Below are 24,474 nucleotides of genomic sequence, written 5' to 3' on the forward strand. Positions count from 1 at the left end.
TCGCGCAATCCCTATTCGCTACTCCCTATTCGCTATTCGCTCCCTCAGGGAATATCCTCCGGCCTTCGCCCCGGCCGACTCCGATAGGCCGGAAACGACCAGCCGAATTTAAGCGCCCCGCCGCGCACCAAGAATGCGCCCGCGAAGCCGAGCAGGCTCGACGCCAGCGCCGGCAGGCCGGCAAGATCGCCAAGGGTGAAGATGGCGGCGCCGGCAAGGGCGGCCGTGACATAGATCTCGGGCCTGAGCAGCACCGAGGGCTCACCGGCAAGCAGGTCGCGCAAAATGCCGCCGAAGGTTGCCGTCAGCACGCCCATGATGACCGACACGACGGGCGAGCCGGTGATCGCCAGCCCCTTCGCGGCGCCCATGACCGAAAAAGCGGCAAGTCCGATGGCATCGAGCCAGAGCAGCAATTTGTAACGGGATTCGAACCGGTGGGCGCTGAAGAAGACCAGCACCGCCACGACGGCGCAGATCAGCACATAGCCGCTGTTGGCGACCCAGAACACCGGCAGGTTGAGGATGACGTCACGCAGCGTTCCGCCGCCGATTCCGGTGACGCTGGCCAGGAACAGGAAGCCGATGATGTCGAGCTCTTTGCGCGATGCGGCAAGCGCGCCCGTCGCCGCGAAGACGGCGACGCCGGCATAGTCGAGCAAGGCGATGGGATTCAAGGGCATAGGCAGTAGGGATTAGGCAGTAGGGAATGGGGGAGTATGAATAGCACGAAGCTACGCGATTGATATCGCCCTCGTTCCCTCTACTGCCTACTGCCTATTCCCTATTCCCTAATCACGCATCCTTCTCGGCCTGCTCGTTCACCGGGCCCGGCTCGACCTTCGCCTCGGCGGCGGTCTTCGGACCGCCCTTGGCGACACCGACCATTGCCGGCCGCAGCACGCGCTCGCCGATCGAATAGCCCGGCTGAACCACCTGGACGACGGTGCCGGCCGGAACCTCCGGATTGGGCACCTCGAACATCGCCTGGTGGAAGTTCGGATCGAACTTCTCGCCTTCGGGCGCTAGTTTCTTCACGCCATGGCGCTCCAGCGCCGAAAGCATGGCGCGCTCGGTGAGATCGACGCCCTCGATCAACGCCTTGAAACCGGCATCGCCGCCAGCCTTCGCCTCGGCGGGAATCGCGTCCAGCGCGCGGCGCAGATTGTCGGACACCGACAGCATGTCGCGGGCGAAGTTGGCAACGGCATAGGCGCGGGCGTCTTGCACGTCGCGCGCGGTGCGCCGCCGCAAGTTCTCCATTTCGGCCGCGGTGCGCAGCGCGCGGTCCTTCAGTTCCTCGTTTTCCTTCAGCAGCCGTACAAGCGCCTCGTAGTCGCCGTCGACGCCACCTTCCGCACGCTCGCCGGAAGCCTGGGTGGCTTCCATATCTTCGGGCGTGCGTTCGTCTTTTGCCTGGTCGCTCATCGCGTTTCCCGTCATTCGGATTGGTCTGGATTTGCGCCCGATATCGAGGTTTGGAGGCCAAAAATCAAGGGGTAAGCGTGGGCGGCCGATATCGGACTATCGTTTAAAATTAATTCAAATTTTACCGTACCGAGCAGCTTTGCTTGCTCTCAAGGGCGAGTATGGGAACCATTGTCGCCCTAGCGGAGTTTCGAAGCCGACACAGGATTTTGGGACGATGAACGGCAACAACGCCAACAGGCGCGCTGAACTGGCCAACGATATCAGGCGGCAGGCGGGCAGCGAAGCGACCAAGCGCTTTCTGCGCACCTTGCCGACATTTCGCCTGGAAAAGGAAATGCCCCGGCAACTGGTCGACCTGCTTGACCGCCTCGACGGCGCCGAGGCTGAGAATGCAGGCGGCGGGCGGCGCTAGAGCATGATCCCGAAAAGTGGGAACCGGTTTTCGGAGAAGATCATGCTCCGACAAAGAGTTAGATCGTGATGGCGATTCAACGAAACGCCTTCACGATCTAATAGCCGCGCCGCCGCAATTGACGAGTTCAGGCCGCCTTCCGGTCGTCCCGCATCAGCGCTTCACCGTGGCGGATCTCGGTACCGAGCACTTTCAGGCATTCCCGCATGAAGGCGGCGAGGCCCGGCCAGCCCTTGGCTGAAACCAGATTGCCGTCGACATGCGCGCCGGTCGGCGCGACATCGATATAGATGCCGCCGGCAAGCGTCACTTCCGGCTCGCAATAATGCAGCGCCGCCACTTCCTTGCCGAGCACAACGCCATCAACCGCGATCAGGATCTGCGCGCCGTGGCAGATGGTGAAGATCGGCTTGCCGGCTTCATGGAAATGTCTGACCAGCGCCTGCACGCGCTTGTCGATGCGGATATATTCCGGCCCGCGCCCGCCCGCCGCATAGACCGCGTCGTAGTCGGCGGGGTTCACCTCGGCGAAGGTCTTGTTGAGGATGTAGTCGTGGCCGAGTTTTTCGGTATAGGTCTGATGGCCCTCGAAGTCGTGCAATGAGGTCTTGAGCACGTCGCCGGCCTTCTTGTCCGGGCACACGACATGGACGGTGTGGCCGACCGCGTGCATGGCCTGCTCGAAGACGAAAATCTCGTATTCCTCGCTGAACTCGCCGACGAGCATCAATATCTTCTTGCCTGCCATGCTGCTTCCTCCCTTAGCTGGCTATTTATTTCGTAACGCGAAATAATGACCCTATCCTAAGGGCAAGACGACGAGAGGGGAAGTCAAAATCGCATAAGTGGTCTGACCAGATAGATTCGAATGCACCGGCGGGTGTACGGGAAAGACGACGCGCACGGAAAACCGACGAAGCTGGTCCGACCAAGCAGGCAAGGATCAGGCGGTCGCCCGGATCATGTCCGCGACCTTCTCGGCGATCATGATCGTCGGCGCATTGGTGTTGCCACCGATCAGGGTCGGCATCACCGAGGCATCGACCACACGCAAGCCCTCCAGCCCGCGCACCTTGAGCTTCGGATCGACCACGGCCATGTCGTCGACGCCCATCTTGCAGGTGCCGGCGGGGTGGTAGATCGTGTCGGCGCGCGCCCTGATGTGCGCCATCAATTCGGCATCGCTCGAAGCGCCGGCGGTATAGATTTCCTTGGCTCGATACTTCGCCAGCGCCGGCGCTTCCAATATGGCGCGCGTCATTCGCACGCCCTTGAGCAGAAGAGCGGCGTCGCGGTCGTCCTCGAGGAAGCGCGGATCGATGCGCGGCGGCGCCAGCGGATCGGCGCTCGACAGCCCCACCTCGCCGCGAGAATGCGGCCGCAGCACGCAGACGTGGCAGGAGAAGCCGTAGCCCATATGCAACTTGCGGCCATGGTCGTCGACGATGGCGATGCAGAAATGCAATTGCAGGTCGGGGCGCTCGATCGCCGGGTCGGATTTGAGGAAAGCACCGCCTTCGGCATAGGGGGTGGCGATCATGCCGCTGCCGTCCTTGCGCCAGCGCAGCATATGCCTGATCAGGCCCGGCATGCCGCTGAGGCCGATGCCCATCAGATCCGTCTCCCGCGACTTCCAGGCGAGGATAAAATCGAGATGGTCCTGCAGGTTCCGGCCGACGCCGGGCAATTCGTGGACGAGCGGAATCCCGTGCGCCGCGAGCTCGACCGCCGGACCGATGCCGGAGAGCAGTAGCAGTTGCGGCGAGCCGAACGCCCCGCCGCAGAGGATGACTTCGCGCCGTGCCTCCGCCACGGCTTCGCTCTTGCCGGCGCGATAGCGCACGCCCGTGGCGCGCTTGCCGTTGAGCACGACGCCCGTCGCATGCGCGCCGGTGATGACGGTGAGGTTCGGCCGGTTCATCGCCGGATGCAGATAGGCGGCCGCCGCCGAGCAACGCTCACCGTTGCGGCGCTCGCCCCAGAACTGCGTTACCTGATAGAGGCCGGCCCCCTCCTGCTCCGGCCCGTTAAAGTCGTCATTCAACCTGATCTGGTTTTCGCCGCAGGCCGCGACGAAAGCCCTGGAGATCGCGCGCGGGTCCTGCTGTTCGGCGACCCTGAGCGGCCCTTCGCCGCCATGCAGCGCATCAGTGCCGCGCTGATTGCCTTCGGCGCGCCGGAAATAGGGCAGCACCTCGTCCCACGACCAGCCGTCACAGCCGAGCTCGGCCCATTCGTCATAGTCGCGGCGGTTGCCCCGCGTGTAGAGCATGGCGTTGATGGCGCTGGAGCCACCCAAGGCCTTGCCGCGCGGCTGAAAACCCCTGCGACCGTTGAGGCCCTCCTGCGGCACCGTGGCGAAAGCCCAGTTGTTGATCTTGGGCCGGCCAGGCAGCAGCGCGATGATGCCGGCGGGCGCACGGATCAGCAAATCCTTGCCGGCGCCGCCCGCTTCGAGCAGGCAAACAGTCTTCGATGGATCCTCGGAAAGCCTCGCGGCAAGCGTCGAACCGGCGGAGCCGCCGCCGGCGATCACATAGTCATAGCGCATGGTTTCCTCCCGGCGGATGTTTCCGTCCGTTCTGCCGAGAGAATGCCTGCTTGGGCGGCTTGTAAAGATGCCGCTGCGTTAGCCAGAGCATGATCCCGAAAAGTGGAAACCGGTTTTTGCTGCGCTGACCTTCGGTTCGGAGAAGATCATGCTCCAACAAAAGGACTGGACCAGGATGACGGTCCGACCGAACGTCATTCTGGTCCAGCGCGCTTGCGCCGCCAGGAGTATTTCGGGCCCTTGGGCTCGGGTTCCACAGCCGGCTGGTAGTACACCGGCAGGCCACCGGTCCGGCCCTCCTCCAGCCGCTTCAACAGCACCGGATTGGAGACCTCGAACTCGTCGAAGCCGAGTCGCAGCATATGCGGCAGCTGGTCGACCAGCACCTGGCCGGTGGCGCGCACCGCGCCCTTGAAATTGTGCCGGGCGCGCAGCAGTTCGCCCTTGGAGAAAGAGCGGCCGTCATTGAAGGCCGGGAAGGCGAGCGCCACCAGCGACAGCTGGTCCAGCAGGCCGGTGATCTTGTCGAGCTCGTCGCCGGGTTGCAGCAGGACGCCGATGCGCTCGCGCGCCGACTTGCGGACCTGGTCGTCGAGCCCGAGAAAGACCTGCAGCGGCAGGATGAAGCGGCCATTGCCGGCCAGCGCCTCGGCGCTTTCGGCGTGCGTCCACTCGTCCTCGCGAAAACCGTCCGGGGTCCAAAGGCGGGTCCCCGCTGTCGTCGATCCAGTCATCAAAGATCCTAAAGTTCAAAATCGAGGCTATGTCGAGAGTCAGGTCAGGCCGAGTCGAGAGCGGTGGCTTCCGAGAACCGGAGCGGAGCGTACTTGAAGTACGTGAGCACCGGAAGCGCAGGAAGCCGCCGTTTGCAGGCCGGCCTCACCTGACTATCGGCATAGCCTAAAGAGATGCGTCGGTCAGCGACTTTTCCAAACCGGAGAGGTGAATGCCGCACTCTACCTTGGCGTGACCGGCCCAGCGGCCGCTGCGGGCGTCTTCGCCGGGCTGCACCGGCTGCGTGCAGGGGAAGCAGCCGATCGAGAGATAGCCATAGGCGACCAGTGGATTTTCGCGCAGCGCGTGCGCGCGCATGTAGTCGGCCTGGTCGGTGGTCGTCCAATGCGCCAGCGGATTGATGCGGATGCGCGAGCCGACCGCCTCGAAGACGGGCAGTGCCGCGCGCGTCGAGGCCTGGAAGCGCTTGCGCCCGGTGAACCAGGCACGGAACGGCTCGACGCCCCGCGCCAACGGCTCGACCTTGCGCACATTGCAGCAGGCATCGGTGTTGGTCTCGTGCAGCCTGCCGGTCGGGTCGACGCGGTCGAGCGCGGCCTCCTCCGGCTTGATCACACGGATATCGGTCAGGCCGAAATCGGCGACCAGCGCGTCGCGATAGCCGAGCGTCTCCTCGAAATGCTTGCCGGTATCGAGGAAGATGACCGGCAGCGAGCGGTCGATCTCCGATATCATATGCAGGAGCACGGCCGAGTCCGCGCCGAAGGACGACACCGCGGCGACCGCGCCGCGGAACTCATGCGCCGACTGCTCGATGATCTCGATCGGCTTCAGATGGCCGAGCAGCGCATCCAGCCCCGCCGCTTCCGCGGCAACGCCGGCCTCGACGCCGCCCACCTTGTCAAGCGGCCTTGGTTTCGCCAGCATAGAGCGCCTCCTTGAACGGCGCGGGACCGACACGGCGGTAGGCGTCGATAAAACGTTCGTCGGGGTTGAGCCGAAGGCCGAGATAGGTATCGACGATCTGCTCGATGGCATCGGTGATCTCTTCGGAGGAGAAGCCGCGGCCGATGATCTCGCCCACGGACGTGTTCTCGTCGGCCGAGCCGCCAAGCGTCACCTGGTAGAGCTCGGAGCCCTTCTTCTCGACACCCAGGATGCCGATATGGCCGACATGGTGGTGGCCGCAGGCATTGATGCAACCGGAGATCTTCAGCTTCAATTCGCCGATCTCGCGCTGCCGCTCCATCGAGGCGAAGCGCCGCGAGATTTCCTGCGCGATCGGAATGGAGCGGGCCGTGGCCAGCGCGCAATAGTCGAGGCCGGGGCAGGAGATGATGTCGCTGATCAGGTTGGAATTGGCGGTCGCCAGGCCGATCTCGACCAGCGCGTCATAGACCGCCTTGAGATCGGCGCGCGCCACATGCGGCAGGATCAGGTTCTGCTCGTGGCTGACGCGCAGTTCGTCGAAGGCATATTTCTCGGCGATGTCGGCCACCGCCTCCATCTGGCTGTCGGTGGCGTCGCCGGGCACCTCGCCGATGCCCTTGAGCGAGATCGTCACCGCTGCATAATCGGGATGGCGGTGCGTCACGACATTCTGGTCGAGCCATTCCGAAAAGCTCTTGGAATCGAGCCTGGCCTGTTTCACCGCATCGTCGCCTTCCGGTCGGGAAACCAGCGCCGGCGGCGCGAAATAGGCATTGATGGCCTGGATATCGGCCTCCGGCAGCTTGAGCTCCGCATCCTTCAGCTCCTGCCATTCTGCCTCGATCTGGCGGGTGATCTCCTCCACGCCGGTCTCGTGCACCAGGATCTTGATGCGCGCCTTGTACTTGTTGTCGCGGCGGCCATAGAGGTTGTACACGCGCAGGATCGCCGTGCAGTAGGACAGAAGATCCGCTTCCGGCAGGAAGTCGCGGATTTTTCTCGCCACCATCGGCGTGCGGCCCTGGCCGCCGCCGACATAGACGGCGAAGCCCAGCTCGCCGGCCGCGTTCTTCTTCAGATGCAGGCCGATGTCATGCGTCTGGATGGCGGCGCGGTCGCGCTCGGCGCCGGTCACCGCGATCTTGAACTTGCGCGGCAGGAACGAAAACTCCGGATGCACCGACGACCATTGGCGCAGGATTTCCGCATAGGGACGCGGATCGGCGACCTCGTCGGCGGCGGCACCCGCGAAATGGTCGGCGGTGACGTTGCGGATGCAGTTGCCGCTTGTCTGGATGGCATGCATCTCGACGCTCGCCAGATCGGCCAGGATCGCCGGGATGTCCGACAGCGCCGGCCAGTTGAACTGGATGTTCTGGCGCGTGGTGAAATGGCCGTAGCCCTTGTCGTATTTGCGCGCGATGTGGCCGAGCATGCGCAACTGCCGGCTGTTCAGCGTGCCGTAGGGCACGGCGATGCGCAGCATATAGGCATGCAGCTGCAGATAGACGCCGTTCATCAGCCTGAGCGGCCGGAACTGGTCCTCGGTGATCTCGCCGGCAAGCCGGCGCTGCACCTGGTCGCTGAACTCGGCGACACGGGCGTGAACGAAATCCTGGTCGAACTCATCGTAACGGTACATGCTTCGTCTTTCCGGGCGCGTCCGCCCGCTGTTTCCTAAAATTCTACGCCCTGATCGCTTCCAGGCTCGCCTGTTTGCCGAGATCGGTACGAATGGTCGGGCCCGCGGCGCGGATCTTTTCGCGCAGCCGCACCGGCTCGACCAAACCATCGACCACGGTGACATCGATCAGATTGACGTCGACCACCTCGTTGTTGGCGCCAGCCGCGGCGCCGATCGCTTCCAGCCAGTCCTCCGCCGTCTTGTCATGCGCGATATCGGCGTGACCGACCGTCTCCGCCCAGCCGCCATCGGCGTACCAGACGGCGATGCCGTCGGAGAGCCTGTTCGCGGTCAGAACCTTCATTGCTCAACTCCTTCGGCGACGGCTGACGCCGCGCCCTCATGCCTGTGTGCCGCAAGCGGCTCGGATTGTTCGAAATTGGCGCCGGCAACCGCATCGCCGATGATCGTCATCACCGGCCCGGTGAGGTCGGCGCGCGCCTCCAGCGACGGCAGGTCGGCCAGCGTGCCGTGGAAGCGGCGGCGGGTGCCGAGGCTGGCGTTCTCGACGACGGCGACGGCGGTGTCCGGCGACAGGCCCGCCTCGATCAGCCGGCCGGCGACCTCGGCCGCGACCGAGCGGCCCATATAGACGGCGACGGTGGCGCCCGAGATGGCGAGCTTCGCCCAGTCGGGCAGCGAGTTGCCCTTGAGGTCGTGGCCGGTGGTGAACACCATCGAGGACGAAACGCCGCGCAGCGTCAGCGGCAGCTCGAAATCGGCGGCGGCGGCAAAGGCGGCGGTAACGCCCGGAACCACCTCATAGGCGATACCGGCCTCGCGCAGTGCCGCCATTTCCTCGCCCGCGCGTCCGAACACCAGCGGATCGCCGGACTTCAGCCGCACAACGCGCTTGCCGGCGCGGCCGAGCTCGATCAGCAGCGCGTTGATCTCTTCCTGGCTCTTGGAATGGCAGCCTTTGCGCTTGCCGACCGGCAGGCGCTCGGCGTCGCGGCGGCCCATGGCGACGATCGCTTCCGGCACCAGCGCGTCGTAGACGATGGCATCGGCTTCCATCAGCAGGCGATGCGCGCGCAAGGTCAAAAGGTCCTCCGCGCCCGGACCGGCGCCGACCAGCGCGATATGTCCCTCGGCCGGAGCGTCCTGAGCCAGGAGGTCGAGCGCCGCGCCATGCGCCTCGGCGAACTCACCTGCTTCGATGGCCTTGGCCGGCGCGCCGGCGAAGAAATCGCTCCAGAAGCGACGGCGGCGGTTGCCTCTCGGCAGCTTTTCGGCGGCGGCGCGGAAAGACGCGGCGAGCGCCGCCAGCCGGCCGAGCGACGGCGACAGCATGCGGTCGATGCGACCGCGCAGCATCTGCGCCAGGACCGGTCCCGCCCCTTCGGTGCCTATGGCGATGGCGACCGGCGCGCGGTTGACCAGCGCCGGGGTGTAGAAATCGCAGAGCTCCGGACGGTCCACGGCGTTGACCGGAATTCCCATGCGGCGCGCGTCCTCGACGACGCGGCTGTCGACCGCTTCATCGCCACTGGCGGCAAACACCAGGGCAGCGCCTTGGAGATGCACGGCCTCGTAGGCCGCATTGATGTGGATGGCGCCGGTCGAGACAATGAAATCCAGCAGAGCGCCGCCGGCATTGTCGGCAACGATGCGCAGCACCGCGCTCGATTGCGAGAGCAGCCGCGCCTTGGCAAGCGCTTCCTCGCCATTGCCGACGATGGCTACGGCTTCGCCGTCGACCCGCATGAAGACGGGAAAGGCATTGAGCTTGGTGTTGGTTTGCGGCATGACGATGAGCAATACTGGAACAGTTTGGCAGTTTTACGCGGCCACGCCAAAAACCAGAAGGCAAGCACTCGCGCGCCGCCGAACGGCAGGCAATCGCTTTTTCGCAAGCGCGAAGGCCAAGAGAAAAAAATTCTATTTTGAGAATAAGACGGCCGGAGCGGCGTGAGAAACAGCCTTGATCCGCCGTAATTTTTAGCGCCGAACCGGGAAAGCCGCAAAACAGTTTTTTCTAATTTCTACTAAGTTAGTAGATTAAAGCCGACCTTATCGAAAGGCACTCAGCCTCGTCGGCCGGGAGTGATCGAAGCGCGACCGCCAGATCGGAACAATCATGCTCCACGGCTCGTTTCCCTAGCAGCCCATCTGTCGATCCCGGCTCCGTCGATCGGCAATCATGCAAGCAAAGAGGAACGCCATGAGCATCAGGCTGAAACACGGATTATGGGTCGTCGTGGCCGATGGCGAGAAGGCGCTGTTCCTGCGCAACCAGGGCGACAACAAGTTCCCGAACCTGGAAGTGGTGCACGAGATGGAGCAGGAGAACCCTGCCACGCGCGAGCAAGGCACCGACAAGCCGGGCCGCCAGAGCAACGAGGGTCCGCGCAGCGCTGTCGAAGAAACCGATTGGCACCGCCTCGGCAAGGAGCGCTTCGCTGTCGAGATTGCCGACCGGCTCTACAAGCTCGCGCATCGCGGCGAATTCGACGCGGTCGTGCTGATCGCGCCGCCGCAAGTGCTTGGCGAGATGCGCCAGAAACTGCACAAGGAGGTGGGCGAGAAGGTGCAGGCGGAAATCCCAAAGACGCTCACCAACCACACGATTTCGGATATCGAGAACCTGTTGCAAGCGGCATAAAGCGGCGAAAAGACAGCGGTTTCGAGGCTGGATCGCGTCTCGAAGCCGTCTCTTTGGCGGCGCGGCCGCGATTTTCCCCCATGCATCGCTGCACGGCGTCGATTTCTGCGCGGCGGTGGTTGCATCATCGCCGCTCCGTCCACCATATTGCCAGAGGCGACGGCCTCGGCGGGGGCCCATCCGACATCGTGAATTTTCGAAAGGCGCTCCATAGACAATGCCGCATGACACGCCCCTTATCGCCACCATCGTCGCCGGTCTGGGGCTTGCTTTCGTCTTCGGGGCTTTAGCCAACCGTTTCCGCATTCCGCCGCTCGTCGGCTACCTTGTCGCCGGCGTCCTTGTCGGCCCGAACACGCCCGGCTTCGTCGCCGATGCCAGCCTTGCCAACGAGCTCGCGGAAATCGGCGTCATCCTTCTGATGTTCGGCGTCGGCCTGCATTTTTCGCTGAAGGACCTTCTGTCCGTCCGCGCCATCGCCGTGCCGGGCGCCATCGTCCAGATCGGCTTTGCGACCTTGCTCGGTGTCGGGCTTGCCTGGGTGCTCGGCTGGTCGCTGGGCGCCGGCCTGGTTTTCGGCCTGGCACTCTCGGTCGCCTCGACCGTGGTGCTTTTGCGCGCGCTTCAGGAGCGGCGGCTGATCGAGACCGAACGCGGCCGCATCGCCGTCGGCTGGCTGATCGTCGAGGATCTCGCCATGGTGCTGGCACTGGTGCTTCTGCCGGCGCTCGCCGGCGTGCTTGGCGGCCAGCCGCAGGTCGAGGATCATGCCAGCCTGCTCTCGCTGCCGGCCAGCTACGGCGTATGGGGCGTGGTCGGCGTCACGCTTGCCAAGGTCGCCGCCTTCGTCGTCGTCATGCTGGTAGTCGGCCGCAGGGTCATCCCCTGGATCCTGCATTACGTCGCCCATACCGGCTCCCGCGAACTGTTCCGGCTCTCCGTGCTGGCAATCGCGCTCGGCGTCGCCTTCGGCGCGGCGAAGCTGTTCGGCGTCTCGCTGGCGCTCGGCGCCTTCTTCGCCGGCATGATTATGAGTGAATCCGAGCTCAGCCACCGCGCGGCGGAAGAATCGCTGCCGCTGCGCGACGCCTTCTCGGTGCTGTTCTTCGTCTCGGTCGGCATGCTGTTCGACCCGTCCAGTCTCATCAGCAACGGCCTGCCGATCCTCGCCACCTTGGCCATCATCGTCATCGGCAAATCGATCGCGGCTTTCATCATCGTGATCGCCTTCCGCTATTCAATCGCGACCGCGCTGATGATTTCGGCGAGCCTTGCCCAGATCGGCGAATTCTCCTTCATCCTGGCCGAGCTTGGCGTCGGCCTGAAACTGCTGCCCGAGCAGGGCCGCGACCTGATCCTGGCTGGCGCCATTCTCTCGATCCTGCTCAATCCGCTGATATTCCTGGTCGTCGACTGGATGAAGCCGTGGCTCGAAAAACGCGCCGGCAAGGCAGCGCCGGTCGAAGAGCAGAGCCCTATCGGTCCGGCGACGGAGCCTGGCCAGGTCGCTTCGGTGTCGGCAGTTCCGGGAAAGGAAGACGGTCCGCCGCCGAAGACGGCGCTTGCCGGCCATTCCATCCTGATCGGCTACGGCCGCGTCGGCAGCCTTGTGGGCGCCGCGCTGAAGGAAGCCGCCCTGCCCTTCCTGGTCATCGAGGATGCCGACAAGACGCTGGCGAAGCTGCGCGACGACGGCGTCGAAACCGTCGCCGGCAACGCCGCCAATGCGGACATCTTCTCGGCCGCCAACCCGGAAGGCGCCAGGCGGCTTATCCTCGCCATTCCCAACGCCTTCGAGGCCGGCCAGATCGTGCTTCGGGCGCGCGCGGCCAATCCGGCGATAAACGTCATTGCCCGCGCTCATTCCGACGCCGAGGTCGAGCATTTGAAGGGCCTCGGCGCCGACACCGTGATCATGGGCGAGCGCGAGATCGCCCGCGGCATCGTCGAGGTGGTGACCGGCAAGGCCACCGTTCCGGTCGAGCCCACTATCGCGGTAAAACCGCAACCTGCGTGATCGACATCAGGCCGAGAATGCGGAACCGCCGTTCTGCGCGATATCGCTGAGGTATTTCGCGGGCGGCTTGCCCAGCGCTTTCTTGAACATGGTGATGAAGGCGGTGACGGATTCGTAACCGAGATCGCCCGACACCTGCTGCACGCTGGCGCCGGCGGACAGCTCCCTGAGCGCCACGATCAGATGCAGCTGCTGGCGCCAGCGCCCGAAACTAAGGCCCGTCTCCTTGACCACGAGGCGTGCCAGGCTGCTCTCGCTGAGCGCAACGCGGTTTGCCCAGTCGGCCAACGTGCTGCGATCGGCCGGATCGTCCGCCAGCGCTTCGGCGATCCGTCGCAAGCGCGGCTCGGCCGAGATCGGGAGATGCAATTGCTGCACGGGCATGAGCGGCAGCTCTGCAAGCAGGACCTTTCCCAGGAAGTCGCAACGCGCGTCGTCCGGCGCGCATTCCGATAGCTCGATGATCAGCTCGCGCAGCAACGGCGAGATCGAAAGCGTGCAGCACTGTTCCGGCAATGCGGCGACGCCAGGCTCGATATAGACGAAGAAGATGCGGGCATTCGCCGTCGCTATGTTGCTGTGTTCCATGCGGCTCGGCACCCACACCCCGCAATGCGGCGGCACCATCCAGAGCCCGCCGGGAACGCGGCAGGTGACCCCGCCGCCGAGCGCGAAGACGAGCTGGCCTTTGCGATGCCAGTGCGCCGGCACCTCGGCCTTTGTTTCGGTCACGTCGACGCCGACGGCGATCGCCGACGCAACCACGTCGTCGACGTCGAAGTTGGGCCAGGGCCAGCGTAGCGGTTGTCTCACACCTGACTTCTTTTAGCGATCATCTGGCTATATCTCTAAATTCTTCGAGGACGGAAGTCGATAGGCTCCAGCTGTTTCGTCAATCGATCGCGACTCCCAAGCACCAATTTCAAAGGTAAGCCTATGCTCGCTCTCGCTATTTCTTCCGACAGTCCCACCGGGCTGAGGCTCACCGAGGCCGCCGACCCAAACTGCAATGGGAATGAAGCATTGGTGGCCGTTCATGCAACATCGTTGAACCGTGGCGAGCTGCGCCTGCTCGGCATACGCCCCGACGGCTGGATCCCCGGTCAGGATATCGTCGGCATCGTCGAACGCGCGGCCGCCGACGGCTCCGGCCCGGCCGCTGGCGCGCGCGTTGCGGCCTTGGTCGACCAGGCCGGCTGGGCTGAGCGCGTCGCCGTTCCGGCCGACCGGCTCGCCGTCGTGCCGGAGGGCGTAAGCTTCGCCTCTGCCGCCACGCTCCCGGTGGCGGGCACGACAGCGCTGCGGACCTTGCGCCATGGCGGCGACCTCACGGGCCAGCGGGTTCTGGTCACCGGCGCAAGCGGCGCGGTCGGTCGTTTCCAGATCCAGATCGCCCGCGAGCAAGGCGCTTCGGTGACGGCGATCGCCTCGGCCCGGCACCACGATGATCTTCGCCATCTGGGCGCCGGGCAGGTCGTCGAGTCGATCGAACTGACCGACGGCCTATTCTCGCTGATCACCGAATCGGTCGGCGGCAAAAGCCTCGCCGACGCGATCGAGCGCGTGGCGCCGGGCGGCACCATCGTCATGTTCGGCTCAAGCAGCGGCGAACTGACACCCGTCGGCTTCCGGCAGTTCGTTCCGGGCCACGAAGGCGCGAGGCTCCAGACTTTCGCCTATTACGCGTCCGGTTCAGCCATCGGCGCCGACATCGCCACGCTGCTTGGCTTAGTCGCGGCCGGCCGGCTGGAGACCCGCGTGGCCATGATCGTGCCATGGACCGACATTGCCCAGGCCCTGGAGGCACTCAGACAGCGCAGCTTCAGCGGCAAGGCCGTCCTCGCCATGGCCTGAAGTAAGCCAATCACACGTGCTGGCCGCCATTGATGTGGATCTCCGAGCCGGTCACGTAGGATGCCTGGCCGGAGCACAGGAAGAAGATGATGTCGGCGACTTCCGAGGTGGCGCCCAGCCTTCTCAGCGGGATGGTCTCGACTATTCTGTCGGTGCCGGGCGACAGGATCGCGGTGTCGATCTCGCCCGGCGCGATCGCGTTGACGCGGATGCCGTGCGGGCCGAAGTCATGCGCCATCTCGCGCGTCAGCGAGCCGAGCGCCGCCTTCGACGTCGCATAGGCCGTACCGGCGAAAGGATGCACGCGGGTGCCGGCGATCGAGGTGACGTTGACGATCGAGCCCTTGGCGGCGGCGAGCTCCTTGAACAGCCCTCTGGCCAGCATGATCGGCGCGAAGAAATTGACCTGGAAGACGTCGCGCCAGACATGCATCGGCGTCTCGATCGAGTTCATCCGGCTGCCGTCCTTCAGCTTCGGCGAGATGCCGGCATTGTTGACCAGGGCGTTGAGCTGCCCACCATGCGCCTCCAGCCGGTGACGGATTTCCGAAACGGCGATGCCGACATCCTCCTGGTCGGCGAGGTCGACCTTGATGTGGTCCTCGGGGCCGGCCGGCCACGGGCAGTCCTCGGCGAAAGCCTGGCGCGAGCAGGTGATGACGCGCCAGCCTTCGCGCGAAAAGCGCTTCACGGTCGCATGACCGATGCCGCGGCTGGCGCCGGTGAGCACGATGGTTTTTCTGCTGTCGGTCTCGGCCATGGCTTTGTCTCCGGCCGGACATGTAGCCGAAGGCGGCAGTCATTGCGAGAGGGCGAGTTGCCGCCGCAGCCATGATCGCGGAAAGCAGGTTCCGGTTTTCGGCTTCGTGATGGAATAAGAAGCTGGAGCCGTTCCGATCCCGTCGGACGGCTTCAACCGCCACCCAATATATCGAGGATCGACGTTTGCCGCCTTTTCTTTGGTCCGCCGACATCGCCGGGCGGCACCGGATGTTTGATCGAGGCGGTCGATCCACTGTCGCTCGGCATGTCGAAGCCGCCGGCGTCGACGGTTTCGGCCGGTTTCGCCGTCCGCACCTGGCGGACGGGCGCTGGCGCCTGGGCTACAGGCTGTGACTGGCCGACAGCCGCGGGCGGAGCCGGCGGTGGCGAGGCGTCCGCCGACGGGATCTCGTCCGGCACGATCGTGTCGGACGGCGTCGACTTCCAGGTGCCCGGCAGCGGCCGCACCGGCACGCCTTGATGCGCGGCCACCATGAATTCGTGCCAGGCCTGCGCCGGGAGAGCACCGCCGGTAACCTTCTTCATCGGGCTGCCGTCGTCATTGCCGAACCACACGCCCGTGGTGAGATTGGCGGTGTAGCCGACGAACCAGGCGTCGCGCGAATTCTGGCTGGTGCCGGTCTTGCCGGCCGACGGCCAGTTGAAGGCCGCCTTCTTGGCGGTGCCGACCTCGACCGTGCCCGTCATCATCGCATTCATCATGCCGACGATGTCGGCCTTGATGACGCGCGGCGCACTGCCGGTGCTGCCCTCGTAGAGCACCTTGCCGTTGGCGGTGGTGATGCGCTGGATGAAATGGATGTCCGGCTTGTAGCCGCCATTGGCGAAAGGCACATAGGCGGAGGTCAATTCCAGCGGCGTCACCTCCGAGGTGCCGAGCGCGATCGAGGTGTTGGCCTGCAGGTCGGACTGGATGCCCATGCGGTGCGCGGCTTCCACCACGGCGTCGGGTCCGACCTCCATGGTGAGCTGTGCGGCGACCGAATTCAGCGACTTGGCCAGGGCCGTCGCCAGCGTCACCTTGCCGTAATATTTGCCGCCGTAATTGTCGGGCGTCCATTTGCCGATCTTGATCGGCGCGTCGTTGCGGATGCTGTCCGGCGTGCGGCCGGCTTCCAGCGCCGCCATGTAGACGAACGGCTTGAAGGCCGAGCCCGGCTGCCGGCGCGCTTCGGAGGCGCGATCGAACTGGCTGGTCGAATAATCATAGCCGCCGACCATGGCGCGCACCGCACCGGAATCGTCGATCGACACCAGCGCGCCTTGCGTGACATTGAGCTTCTTGCCGCTCTCGTCGACCAGCCGGCGGATCGACTGTTCGGCAAGCTTCTGCAGGTTGAGGTCGACCGTGGTGTCGATGACGATGTCGCCGCGCACGTCGCCGATCAGGTCGGGGAGTTCGTCCATCACCGTATCGGCGACATAGTTTTCCGAGCCGGTCCAGTAGGACGGCGCGCGCGTCGCCGGCGCGCTCAGCGCGGTCTTGTATTCCTTGTCGCTGATCTTGCCGGTCTCGCGCATCGCCGCGAGCACGAGCTGCGCCCGCTCCTCGGCCGCCTTCGGGTCGCGCGCCGGCGAAAGCTTTGACGGCGCCTTGAGCAAGCCCGCCAGCAACGCAGCTTCGGAAAGGGTCACGTCGCGCGCGCTCTTGCCGAAATAGCGCCTCGAGGCGGCCTCGACGCCATAGGCGCCCGAGCCGAAATAGACCCGGTTGAGGTACATTTCGAGGATCTGGTCCTTGCTGTGCTTGTGCTCGAGCCAAAGCGCGAGCAGCACTTCCTGGACCTTGCGCTCCAGCGTGCGGTCCGGCGTCAGGAACAGGTTCTTCGCCAGCTGCTGTGTCAGCGTCGAGCCGCCCTGCGAGAAATGCCCGCCGACGAGATTGGTGACCATGGCGCGCGACAGGCCGATCGGGTCGATGCCGAAATGCGAATAGAAGCGGCGGTCCTCGATGGCGACGACGGCCTCCGGGATATAGGGCGACATTTCGTGCAGGCCGACGGCCTCGCCGCCCGACGCGCCGCGGTTGGCGATCAGCGCGCCGTCGACCGAGACGATCTTGATGTTTGGCGCGCGGTCCGGGACCGACCACGTCGTCGCCGCCGGCATCTTGGCGCCGTAATAGACGACGATGCCGGCTACCGCGATACCGCCCCAGATGCAGAGCACGAAGCACCAGTAGACAAGCCGCGTGGCGATGCCGAGCAGCCCGCTCGGATTGCGGTCGCGACCACGTCCGCGGCCGCGCGATTTTGCCTTGGCGGACTTGCCTTTCGAAGCGGATTTACGACTGCCCGGCACGACGCGATCCTCCTCGCTGACCGAAAAGCCTTCGGAGGATTTCGCGCGCGGCGATCCCTCGAAGCTCGGTTCGATGCGACTGTCTCTGCGGTTCGCCATGCGCTCTTGCTTGCTGCCCCGGTGCCGATGGCGTTCGGGTTGAAGACTAGATGCGGCGGTTTAAAGGCGGGTTAAGGCAGGGTTTATGCAGCCTTTTGAAAACCCTTGGGATTTTCTGAACCCGGCTGTCTCGCGGTATCGTTCTGGGCTGCGGCGGCTGTCTGCAGGACGCCATTTTTGATAGACAAGTCGCCTAAAGTCCTGCCGCCTTGGCCAGACGAGGCGCCAGCGCCAAGGCGTAGGTCGCCGTCAGATGATGGTTGTCGCGCCAGACGACGATGTTGCCGACCACCGCCGGGCAGCTGTCCTTGCCGCATATCGCATCGTTCATGTCGACCACGGTTACCCCCGGGCACGGACCGGGCGGCGAGCGCGTAGATGTTTCCCCGTTCGACCTCACCGCGCATGATTGACGCATTTGCGGGATCGGTCTAGCCCCTCACGGCGCCGGCCTCTCCCGGCCGGCCACCGTGCTCAATTCTGCTGGATCGAAATACCCTTGTCGTCGATCTTGAGCTCGACGCCTTTGGGCCTGGTCTGCTCGCGATAGACATAGATGCCGAGCGCGATGATCACGACCACAAGCGCGCCGATGATCAGATAAAGCATGTTCTGTTTCACGGCGCGCTCCTTCGGGGCAATTCCAGGAAACGTGCAAAGCGGTCAGGTTCGACGACTTCGCCGTGACTTTCCGTCCGGAATTGCGTTGAAACAAAGAGTTGGAGCGTCACGCTCGCTTCAGGACCTTGACAAGCACCAACAGGATAACTGCGCCAATGGTGGCGTTGATGATGGAGGCGAGGATGCCGCCGCCAATGGCGAAGCCCAGCCTTGGCAAAAGCCAGCCGGCAATGAAGGCGCCGATGATGCCGACGACGATGTTGCCGAGCAGGCCGAAGCCGAAGCCCGAGACGATCAGGCCGGCAAGCCAGCCGGCGATGGCGCCGATGATGATGAAGACGAGAAGACTTTCAATGCCCATGCTGATTTCCTCCGAGCGAACAGCCGGATCAGAGAAAGGCTCCGAATCGGCCTTCAATATCAACAGTCTCAGGCTATGCGAAAGCCTTTGATCACGCCAGCGGGCGCATCACCGGTCGTCGCCATCGTCATCTGAAGCGGGCCGCCAGCTCGTCGGATCGACTTTCTTCTGCGTGTCGCTGTCGGTGTAGACCCACCAGCCGCCGTCGCGATATTGCCCGACGGATTCGTTGACGACGCCGTCGCCGTCCTTCCACATGATCGTGACTTTGGAGCCGTCCTTGGGCGCGCTCGTGATCGGTTTGCGTTCTGCCATCTCTCTCCCTCCCAATCCTACGCCTCATCGGGCTGGCGGAAACGTCCCGCGCGGCTCCGGGTTCCGTCAGCTGTGCGCGAAGATGTCTTCCTCGGCCCAGCCCATCAGGTCGAGCTTGGCGCGCGTCGGCAGGAAACGGAAACAGGCGTCCGCCTCCCTGGTGCGATTTTCGCGTGCCAGGCGCGCCGCCAGCACTTCGCGCAGACGGTGCAGATAGAGCACGTCGGAGGCGGCATATTCGAGCTGTTCGGGCGAGAGCGTCTCCGCCGCCCAGTCCGAGGATTGCTGCGCCTTGGACAGGCCGATGCCGAGCAATTCGTTGCACAGATCCTTCAGCCCATGGCGGTCGGTATAGGTGCGGGTCAGCCGCGAGGCGATCTTGGTGCAGAACACCGGTTCCGCCATGACGCCGAAGGCATTGTAGAGCACGGCGATGTCGAAACGGCCGTAGTGAAACAACTTCATCACGGCGTCGTTCCTGAGCAGGCTGACGAGGTTGGGCGCCTCCTTTTGGCCAGGCGCGATCTGGATGACGTCGGCACTGCCGTCGCCGGGAGAAATCTGCACCACGCAGAGCCGGTCGCGATGCGGGTTCAAGCCCAGCGTTTCCGTGTCGATGGCCACCGCCCCGACATTGTAGCGGGTGAGGTCCGGCAGGTCGTTCTTGTGAAAACGGATGTCTGCGGTCATTCTCTTCTCCGGATCGCGATCTGCAGCGCCGCGCATCTTTTGGGATGCGCAAAGGACGCTGCATAAAAACTAGAAAGCCCGTCCTTGCCGCGATCCGGTGAAAAATCAACCAAAACTTGTTGTTTAGCGGGTCAGCGCATCGAGGATTCGCGCCCAGGACCGCTGCCCCTTGTGGAAGGAGGTCAGCTCGTATTTCTCGTTCGGCGAGTGGATGCGGTCGTCGTCGAGGCCGAAGCCGACCAGAAGCGATTCCATGCCGAGATAGGTCTGGAAATCGCCGACCACCGGGATCGAGCCGCCGCCGCCGGTGGTCACCGCCTGCTTCTCCCACTCGTCCGACAGCGCGTCCTTGGCCTTGGTCAGGAACGGCGAATCGTAGGAAAGCTGGATCGCTGGCGAGCCGCCATGCGGGTGGAACTCGACCGAGCAGTCGCCGGGGATGCGCTCGCGCACGAAGGCCTGGAAGGCGGCGCGGATCTTCTTCGGATCCTGCTTGTGGACGAGCCGGAACGACACCTTCGCCGAGGCTTGCGCCGCGATCACCGTCTTGAAACCCTTGCCGGTATAACCGCCGATGATGCCGTTGAATTCCGCCGTCGGCCGCGCCCAGGTGAGCTCGAGCACCGAGCGGCCCTTTTCGCCGGCCGGGATGGAAAGGCCGACCGGTCCGAGGAAGGTCTCGGCCGTCTCGCCGAGCCCTTCCCAGGATTTCAGCACCTGCGAAGGCGTCTCCTCGACGCCGTCATAGAAGCCCGGGATGGTGACGTGGCCGTCCTTGTCGTGGATGTCGGCCAGCACCTTGGCCAGGATGCGGATCGGATTGGCGGCGGGACCGCCATAGAGGCCCGAATGCAGGTCGCGGCTGGCAGCCTTGACGGTGACCTCCTCGCCGACCATGCCGCGCAGCGACACGCAGATCGACGGCGTCTCGCGGTTCCACATGCTGGTGTCGCAGACCAGCGCGAAATCCGCCTTCAGCTCGGCGGCGTTGGCTTCCAGGAACGGCTTCAGCGATGGCGAGCCGGACTCCTCCTCGCCCTCGAACAGGATGGTGACGCGGCACGGCAGATTGCCATGCACCTGCTTCCACGCGCGGCAGGCCTCGACGAAGGTCATCAGCTGCCCCTTGTCGTCGGCCGAGCCTCGTCCGGTGATTACCTTGCGTCCAGGCTCGATCTCCTTGATCGACGGCGCGAACGGGTCGGTTTCCCACAATTCGATCGGATCGACCGGCTGCACGTCGTAATGGCCGTAGAACAGCACATGCGGCGCGCCCGCCGGTCCCTCGTGATGCGCCACCACCATCGGATGTCCGGGCGTGTCGCGCACACTGGCGTCGAAGCCGATCAGCTTGAGCTCGGCGACCAACCATTCCGCCCCTTTGCGGCAGTCGGCGGCAAAGGCCGGATCGGTGGAGATCGACTTGATGCCGAGCAGGCCGAACAGCCGCCCCAGGCTCTGGTCGAGATTCTGGTCGAGACGGTCGAGGACGGGGGAGATTCTGGACATGCTTTTTGCCTTTCGATTTTGGGCAGACCCTAAAGGGCCACGCCGAAAACGAAAAGCCGCGATCGTTAGACCAACGAGACAAGGGGCCAGCCGAAAGGCAAAAAAAGACCGCCGTGGTGGAGGGGGAACCACGGCGGTCTCTACTCGAAACGATGCGGCAGCCCGGAGAGGGGGGATAGGCTGCCGCAGTTGCCCGGGATAGGCGGGGGACGGGCCTTACTCCGGACTTCGGCGAAAACTGCCGATGAAATGTATTTGGGTCTGTGAACGTGGCGATTCAAGGGCACGAAAATTACAGTTTTGTAACATGCCCGTGAGCGGCGAATTCCATGCACGTCGCCCAAAACTGTGCAGCGGTTTTGGGAAACGGCATGCACGAACAAAAAGACCCAAAACGCGTCGCCTGAATCCGCTTCAACGCGACGCGCTTTGGCGGACAGGATCTGTCAGGGGTGTTGCCCGAACCGGTGGGTTCCGCAGCCTTTGGCATGGACCGCGAAGGCTGGCCGCGCTATCCCTGCCGGCATGAAAAAAGGCGATCACCTCTTCCTCGTCGACGGCTCCGGCTACATTTTCCGCGCCTACCACGCGCTGCCGCCGCTCAACCGCAAGTCCGACGGCCTGCCGACCAATGCCGTGCTCGGCTTCTGCAACATGGTTTGGAAGCTGGTGCAGGACGCCCGCAACACCAATGTAGGTGTGGTGCCGACGCATTTCGCCGTCATCTTCGATTATTCCTCGAAAACCTTCCGCAGCGATCTCTACCCTGAATACAAGGCGAACCGCTCGGCGCCGCCGGAAGACCTGATCCCGCAATTCGGGCTGATCCGCCAGGCGACCGTGGCTTTCAACCTGCCCTGCATCGAGATGGAAGGCTTCGAGGCCGACGACATCATCGCCACCTATTGCCGGCTCGCCTGCGAGGTCGGCGCCGACACCACCATCGTCTCCTCCGACAAGGACCTGATGCAGCTGGTCGGCCCGACGGTCGGCATGTACGACCCGATGAAGGACCGCCAGATCGGCATCCCCGAAGTGATCGAGAAATGGGGCGTGCCGCCGGAAAAGATGATTGACCTGCAGGCGCTGACCGGCGACTCGGTCGATAACGTGCCGGGCGTGCCCGGCATCGGCCCGAAGACCGCGGCACAGCTTCTGGAGCAGTTCGGCGATCTCGACGGCCTGCTGGCGCGCGCTTCCGAGATCAAGCAGGACAAGCGGCGCGAGACCATCATCGCCAACGCCGACAAGGCGCGCATCTCGCGCCAGCTGGTGACGCTGAAGAACGACGTACCTATGAAGGAGGGGCTGGACGAGCTGGTCCTGCATGAACCGGACGGCCCGAAGCTGATCGGCTTCCTGAAGACGATGGAGTTCACCACGCTGACGCGCCGCGTCGCCGAGGCGACCGCGACCGAGATCGGCGACGTCCAGGCTTCCGCCGTCACCGTCGAGCGCGCCGATGCCGCGCATGGGCCCGATGTCGGGGCCGGCGCTCCGCCGAGACAGGCAGCAGCCTCATCAAACGGCGCCGCGAAGCCGGCGGTAAGGGGCGAGGACGCGCCGCCGCAGGGCGACACCCCATCCCTCCTCTCGGCGCTGCGGCTGGAGCAGGCGACGGCGCGCAAGATCGATCCCTCGGCCTATGGCGCCATCCGCGATGCGGCGGCGCTCAAGGCCTGGATCGCCGAAGCCCGCGACGCCGGCATCCTTGCGCTCGATGCCGAGACCTCTTCGCCCGACCCCATGCAGGCCGATCTCATCGGCATTTCCATGGCGATCGCGCCCGGCCGCGCCGTCTATGTGCCGCTCGCCCACAAGAGCGGCAATGGCGACCTGCTCGGCGGCGGCATGGTGGAGAACCAGATCCCCGTCCGCGACGCGTTGGCGCTGTTGAAGCCACTGCTTGAGGACCGTTCGGTCCTCAAGATCGTGCAGGACATGAAATACGACATCGTCGTGATGAGCCGGCACGGCATCGAGGTCGGTCCGTTCGACGACACGATGTTGATCTCCTACGTCCTCGACGCCGGCACCTCGGGCGGCCACGACCTCGCCTCGCTGTCGGAGAAGTGGCTTGGTCACGCGCCGTCCTCCAAGAAGGAACTTGCCGGCTCGGGCAAGAATGCCATCGGCTTCGACCAGGTCGATATCGACCGCGCCACCGCCTATGCCGGCGAGCAGGCCGACTTGGCGCTGCGGCTGTGGCAGTTGCTGAAGCCGAGGCTGGCCGCCAAAGGCCTCGTTTCCGTCTACGAGCGGCTGGAAAGGCCGCTGGTGCCCGTGCTTGCCCGGATGGAACAGCGCGGCATCTCGGTCGATCGCCAGATCCTGTCGCGGCTGTCCGGCGAACTGGCGCAGGGCGCCGCGCGCGTCGAGGAGGAAATCTACGGGATCGTCGGCGAGCGCATCAACATCGGCTCGCCGAAGCAGCTCGGCGACATCCTGTTCGGCAAGATGGGCCTGCCCGGCGGCTCGAAGACCAAGACCGGCCAGTGGTCGACCTCGGCCCAGCTGCTTGAGGACCTCGCCGCCGAAGGCCACGAGCTGCCGCGCAAGATCGTCGACTGGCGCCAGCTGACCAAGCTCAAGTCGACCTATACCGACGCGCTGCCGGGCTTCATCAATCCCGGCACCAACCGCGTCCACACCTCATATGCGCTCGCAGCGACGACGACCGGGCGACTGTCGTCCTCCGATCCCAATCTGCAGAACATCCCGGTGCGCACCGCCGAAGGCCGCAAGATCAGGACCGCCTTCATCGCCGAAAAGGGCCACAAGCTGGTCTCGGCCGACTACAGCCAGATCGAATTGCGCGTGCTTGCCCATGTCGCCGAGATCCCGCAGCTCAAGCAGGCTTTCGCCGACGGCGCCGACATCCACGCCATCACTGCCTCCGAAATGTTCAACGTGCCGGTCGAGGGCATGCCTTCGGAGGTGCGCCGGCGCGCCAAGGCGATCAATTTCGGCATCATCTACGGCATCTCGGCCTTCGGCCTCGCCAACCAGCTGTCGATCCCGCGCGACGAGGCCAGCGCCTACATCAAGCGCTATTTCGAACGCTTCCCGGGCATCCGCGACTATATCGAGGAAACCAAGGCCTATGCGCGCGAGCACGGCTTTGTCGAAACGATCTTCGGCCGCCGCATCCACTATCCGGAGATAAGGTCGTCCAACCCGTCGATCCGCGCCTTCAACGAGCGCGCCTCGATCAACGCCCGGCTGCAAGGCACCGCCGCCGACATCATCCGCCGCGCCATGGTGCATATGGAGGAGGCGCTGGACAAGGCGAAGCTCTCCGCCCGCATGCTGTTGCAGGTGCATGACGAGCTGATCTTCGAAACGGTGGAAGCGGAGGTCGAAGCGACGATTCCCGTCGTGCGCCGCGTGATGGAAAACGCGCCGATGCCGGCCGTCTCGATGTCGGTGCCGCTGCATGTCGACGCGCGGGCCGCCAACAATTGGGACGAGGCGCATTAGGCGGCATGCCGAGAGGCGCCGCGATCCGTCGCCCCCCTCTCTGTCCGGCAGGACAGAGAGGGGGGCTTTGCGCCGGCCTTAAAAAGGCTAAGTCGT

Annotated in this window: 23 protein-coding genes; 5 read left to right on the forward strand and 18 right to left on the reverse strand. The window is 64.6% G+C overall.

Annotated elements, in window-relative coordinates:
* Positions 1 to 44: 44 nt before the first annotated feature.
* Together AC0YKC_RS15490 and grpE are read right to left on the reverse strand one after the other, a co-directional pair.
* A complete protein-coding gene (locus tag AC0YKC_RS15490) occupies positions 45 to 677 on the reverse strand; it encodes a trimeric intracellular cation channel family protein (RefSeq protein WP_320296900.1) in 633 nt (210 codons plus the stop codon).
* A 118-nt stretch (positions 678 to 795) separates the two neighbouring features.
* Entirely contained in the window at positions 796 to 1,428 is a 633-nt protein-coding gene (gene grpE, locus AC0YKC_RS15495) for a nucleotide exchange factor GrpE (protein WP_320296901.1), read from the reverse strand.
* Positions 1,429 to 1,645: 217 nt separating this feature from the next.
* Here grpE and AC0YKC_RS15500 point away from each other — a divergent pair, with 217 nt between their 5' ends.
* Positions 1,646 to 1,843, forward strand: coding sequence for a hypothetical protein (locus tag AC0YKC_RS15500; RefSeq protein ID WP_488511654.1), 198 nt, complete (start codon positions 1,646 to 1,648; stop codon positions 1,841 to 1,843).
* Positions 1,844 to 1,970: 127 nt separating this feature from the next.
* Here the strand turns inward: AC0YKC_RS15500 and AC0YKC_RS15505 are convergent, their stop codons facing one another.
* The 7 genes from AC0YKC_RS15505 to cysG form a co-directional block, all read right to left on the reverse strand.
* Positions 1,971 to 2,591 (reverse strand): DJ-1/PfpI family protein, encoded by a 621-nt coding sequence (locus AC0YKC_RS15505; RefSeq protein WP_488511655.1) that lies wholly within the window; start codon positions 2,589 to 2,591, stop codon positions 1,971 to 1,973.
* 195 nt (positions 2,592 to 2,786) lie between these two features.
* Positions 2,787 to 4,394, reverse strand: coding sequence for a GMC family oxidoreductase (locus tag AC0YKC_RS15510; RefSeq protein ID WP_488511656.1), 1,608 nt, complete (start codon positions 4,392 to 4,394; stop codon positions 2,787 to 2,789).
* Positions 4,395 to 4,588: 194 nt separating this feature from the next.
* Positions 4,589 to 5,128 (reverse strand): DUF934 domain-containing protein, encoded by a 540-nt coding sequence (locus AC0YKC_RS15515; RefSeq protein ID WP_434724021.1) that lies wholly within the window; start codon positions 5,126 to 5,128, stop codon positions 4,589 to 4,591.
* A 166-nt stretch (positions 5,129 to 5,294) separates the two neighbouring features.
* The gene (locus tag AC0YKC_RS15520) at positions 5,295 to 6,056 is read right to left on the reverse strand and encodes a phosphoadenylyl-sulfate reductase (RefSeq protein ID WP_488511657.1); all 762 of its coding nucleotides are present in this window, start codon (positions 6,054 to 6,056) and stop codon (positions 5,295 to 5,297) included.
* The gene (locus tag AC0YKC_RS15525; protein ID WP_488511658.1) at positions 6,031 to 7,701 is read right to left on the reverse strand and encodes a nitrite/sulfite reductase; all 1,671 of its coding nucleotides are present in this window, start codon (positions 7,699 to 7,701) and stop codon (positions 6,031 to 6,033) included. Before AC0YKC_RS15525 ends, AC0YKC_RS15520 begins: the two co-directional genes overlap by 26 nt.
* Positions 7,702 to 7,744: 43 nt before the next feature.
* On the reverse strand, positions 7,745 to 8,047 hold the full coding sequence (locus tag AC0YKC_RS15530) for a DUF2849 domain-containing protein (RefSeq protein WP_488511659.1): 303 nt from the start codon (positions 8,045 to 8,047) through the stop codon (positions 7,745 to 7,747).
* Positions 8,044 to 9,492: a siroheme synthase CysG gene (cysG, locus tag AC0YKC_RS15535; protein ID WP_488511660.1), complete on the reverse strand. Its 1,449-nt coding sequence runs from the start codon at positions 9,490 to 9,492 to the stop codon at positions 8,044 to 8,046. The genes AC0YKC_RS15530 and cysG overlap by 4 nt, the downstream gene beginning before the upstream one ends.
* Before the next feature lie 415 nt (positions 9,493 to 9,907).
* Here cysG and AC0YKC_RS15540 point away from each other — a divergent pair, with 415 nt between their 5' ends.
* Together AC0YKC_RS15540 and ybaL are read left to right on the forward strand one after the other, a co-directional pair.
* Positions 9,908 to 10,348 (forward strand): host attachment family protein, encoded by a 441-nt coding sequence (locus tag AC0YKC_RS15540; RefSeq protein WP_320296909.1) that lies wholly within the window; start codon positions 9,908 to 9,910, stop codon positions 10,346 to 10,348.
* Positions 10,349 to 10,565: 217 nt separating this feature from the next.
* The gene (ybaL, locus tag AC0YKC_RS15545) at positions 10,566 to 12,365 is read left to right on the forward strand and encodes a YbaL family putative K(+) efflux transporter (RefSeq protein WP_488511661.1); all 1,800 of its coding nucleotides are present in this window, start codon (positions 10,566 to 10,568) and stop codon (positions 12,363 to 12,365) included.
* Positions 12,366 to 12,371: 6 nt separating this feature from the next.
* Here the strand turns inward: ybaL and AC0YKC_RS15550 are convergent, their stop codons facing one another.
* On the reverse strand, positions 12,372 to 13,178 hold the full coding sequence (locus AC0YKC_RS15550; protein WP_488511662.1) for a helix-turn-helix domain-containing protein: 807 nt from the start codon (positions 13,176 to 13,178) through the stop codon (positions 12,372 to 12,374).
* Between the two features lie 123 nt (positions 13,179 to 13,301).
* Between AC0YKC_RS15550 and AC0YKC_RS15555 the strand changes: the two genes are divergently transcribed.
* Positions 13,302 to 14,219 carry a zinc-binding dehydrogenase gene (locus AC0YKC_RS15555; protein ID WP_488511663.1) on the forward strand — a complete coding sequence of 306 codons (918 nt, stop codon included), beginning with the start codon at positions 13,302 to 13,304 and terminating at the stop codon, positions 14,217 to 14,219.
* Positions 14,220 to 14,229: 10 nt separating this feature from the next.
* Here the strand turns inward: AC0YKC_RS15555 and AC0YKC_RS15560 are convergent, their stop codons facing one another.
* The 8 genes from AC0YKC_RS15560 to AC0YKC_RS15595 all read right to left on the reverse strand — a co-directional run bounded on the left by AC0YKC_RS15560 (position 14,230) and on the right by AC0YKC_RS15595 (position 20,898).
* On the reverse strand, positions 14,230 to 14,979 hold the full coding sequence (locus AC0YKC_RS15560) for an SDR family NAD(P)-dependent oxidoreductase (protein WP_434724029.1): 750 nt from the start codon (positions 14,977 to 14,979) through the stop codon (positions 14,230 to 14,232).
* A gap of 152 nt (positions 14,980 to 15,131) precedes the next feature.
* Positions 15,132 to 17,402 carry a transglycosylase domain-containing protein gene (locus AC0YKC_RS15565; RefSeq protein ID WP_320296914.1) on the reverse strand — a complete coding sequence of 757 codons (2,271 nt, stop codon included), beginning with the start codon at positions 17,400 to 17,402 and terminating at the stop codon, positions 15,132 to 15,134.
* 193 nt (positions 17,403 to 17,595) lie between these two features.
* Positions 17,596 to 17,820, reverse strand: coding sequence for an SGNH hydrolase domain-containing protein (locus AC0YKC_RS15570; RefSeq protein WP_488511664.1), 225 nt, complete (start codon positions 17,818 to 17,820; stop codon positions 17,596 to 17,598).
* Between the two features lie 56 nt (positions 17,821 to 17,876).
* Positions 17,877 to 18,023 (reverse strand): hypothetical protein, encoded by a 147-nt coding sequence (locus AC0YKC_RS15575; protein WP_320296915.1) that lies wholly within the window; start codon positions 18,021 to 18,023, stop codon positions 17,877 to 17,879.
* A gap of 106 nt (positions 18,024 to 18,129) precedes the next feature.
* Positions 18,130 to 18,384, reverse strand: coding sequence for a GlsB/YeaQ/YmgE family stress response membrane protein (locus AC0YKC_RS15580; RefSeq protein ID WP_320296916.1), 255 nt, complete (start codon positions 18,382 to 18,384; stop codon positions 18,130 to 18,132).
* Between the two features lie 108 nt (positions 18,385 to 18,492).
* Entirely contained in the window at positions 18,493 to 18,699 is a 207-nt protein-coding gene (locus tag AC0YKC_RS15585) for a hypothetical protein (RefSeq protein WP_320296917.1), read from the reverse strand.
* 66 nt (positions 18,700 to 18,765) lie between these two features.
* The gene (locus tag AC0YKC_RS15590; protein ID WP_434724033.1) at positions 18,766 to 19,389 is read right to left on the reverse strand and encodes a ribonuclease D; all 624 of its coding nucleotides are present in this window, start codon (positions 19,387 to 19,389) and stop codon (positions 18,766 to 18,768) included.
* A gap of 123 nt (positions 19,390 to 19,512) precedes the next feature.
* Positions 19,513 to 20,898, reverse strand: coding sequence for a M20/M25/M40 family metallo-hydrolase (locus tag AC0YKC_RS15595; protein WP_434724034.1), 1,386 nt, complete (start codon positions 20,896 to 20,898; stop codon positions 19,513 to 19,515).
* Positions 20,899 to 21,423: 525 nt separating this feature from the next.
* On the opposite strand from AC0YKC_RS15595, the gene polA reads away from it, so the two are divergent.
* Positions 21,424 to 24,378 carry a DNA polymerase I gene (gene polA, locus AC0YKC_RS15600; protein WP_488511666.1) on the forward strand — a complete coding sequence of 985 codons (2,955 nt, stop codon included), beginning with the start codon at positions 21,424 to 21,426 and terminating at the stop codon, positions 24,376 to 24,378.
* Positions 24,379 to 24,474: the final 96 nt, after the last annotated feature.

The organism is Mesorhizobium sp. CNPSo 4661 (genome assembly GCF_057784215.1).